Source organism: Acinetobacter sp. R933-2 (genome assembly GCF_030325485.1).
Lineage (GTDB): Bacteria > Pseudomonadota > Gammaproteobacteria > Pseudomonadales > Moraxellaceae > Acinetobacter > Acinetobacter sichuanensis.
Window position 1 is genome coordinate 1 of sequence record NZ_JACAIJ010000048.1, and the last position, 1614, is coordinate 1614.

1 protein-coding gene is annotated in these 1614 nt (G+C 43.6%); it reads right to left on the minus strand.

What is annotated here, in order from left to right; genetic code table 11:
• Nucleotides 1–1614, minus strand: a 1614-nt coding sequence (locus tag HX005_RS19475; RefSeq protein ID WP_286378566.1) for an Ig-like domain-containing protein, incomplete at both ends; no start/stop codon positions are given.

Below are 1614 nucleotides of genomic sequence, written 5' to 3' on the forward strand. Positions count from 1 at the left end.
TGGTGCAGTCACTTCAGTTTTATCTGAAACGTTACCTGCTTCATCTTTGGCAGTTACGTCAACTTTTTCACCATTGGTTAATGGCGTATCCAAACCAACCGTAAAGTCACCATTTTCGTCTGCTGTACCTGAACCTAAGATGTTGCCATCTTTGTCTTTGATTTCAACTGTTGAACCCGGTTCTGCTTTACCTGTAACCGTTGAACCATCTTCACTGATCACAACATCACTTGGTGCATTTGGTGCTGTGCTGTCTGGTGCAGTCACTTCAGTTTTGTCTGAAACGTTGCCTGCTTCATCTTTGGCAGTTACGTCAACTTTTTCACCATTGGTTAATGGCGTATCCAAACCAACCGTAAAGTCACCATTTTCGTCTGCTGTACCTGAACCTAAGATGTTGCCATCTTTGTCTTTGATTTCAACTGTTGAACCCGGTTCTGCTTTACCTGTAACCGTTGAACCATCTTCACTGATTACAACATCACTTGGTGCATCTGGTGCTGTGCTGTCTGGTGCAGTCACTTCGGTTTTGTCTGAAACGTTACCTGCTTCATCTTTGGCAGTTACGTCAACTTTTTCACCATTGGTTAATGGCGTATCCAAACCAACCGTAAAGTCACCATTTTCGTCTGCTGTACCTGAACCCAAGATGTTGCCATCTTTGTCTTTGATTTCAACTGTTGAACCTGGTTCTGCTTTACCTGTAACCGTTGAACCATCTTCACTGATTACAACATCACTTGGTGCATTTGGTGCTGTGCTGTCTGGTGCAGTCACTTCAGTTTTATCTGAAACGTTACCTGCTTCATCTTTGGCAGTTACGTCAACTTTTTCACCATTGGTTAATGGCGTATCCAAACCAACCGTAAAGTCACCATTTTCGTCTGCTGTACCTGAACCCAAGATGTTGCCATCTTTGTCTTTGATTTCAACTGTTGAACCTGGTTCTGCTTTACCTGTAACCGTTGAACCATCTTCACTGATCACAACATCACTTGGTGCATTTGGTGCTGTGCTGTCTGGTGCAGTCACTTCAGTTTTGTCTGAAACGTTGCCTGCTTCATCTTTGGCAGTTACGTCAACTTTTTCACCATTGGTTAATGGCGTATCCAAACCAACCGTAAAGTCACCATTTTCGTCTGCTGTACCTGAACCCAAGATGTTGCCATCTTTGTCTTTGATTTCAACTGTTGAACCCGGTTCTGCTTTACCTGTAACCGTTGAACCATCTTCGCTGATCACAACATCACTTGGTGCATTTGGTGCTGTGCTGTCTGGTGCAGTCACTTCAGTTTTATCTGAAACGTTACCTGCTTCATCTTTGGCAGTTACGTCAACTTTTTCACCATTGGTTAATGGCGTATCCAAACCAACCGTAAAGTCACCATTTTCGTCTGCTGTACCTGAACCTAAGATGTTGCCATCTTTGTCTTTGATTTCAACTGTTGAACCCGGTTCTGCTTTACCTGTAACCGTTGAACCATCTTCACTGATCACAACATCACTTGGTGCATTTGGTGCTGTGCTGTCTGGTGCAGTCACTTCAGTTTTGTCTGAAACGTTGCCTGCTTCATCTTTGGCAGTTACGTCAACTTTTTCACCATTGGTTAATGG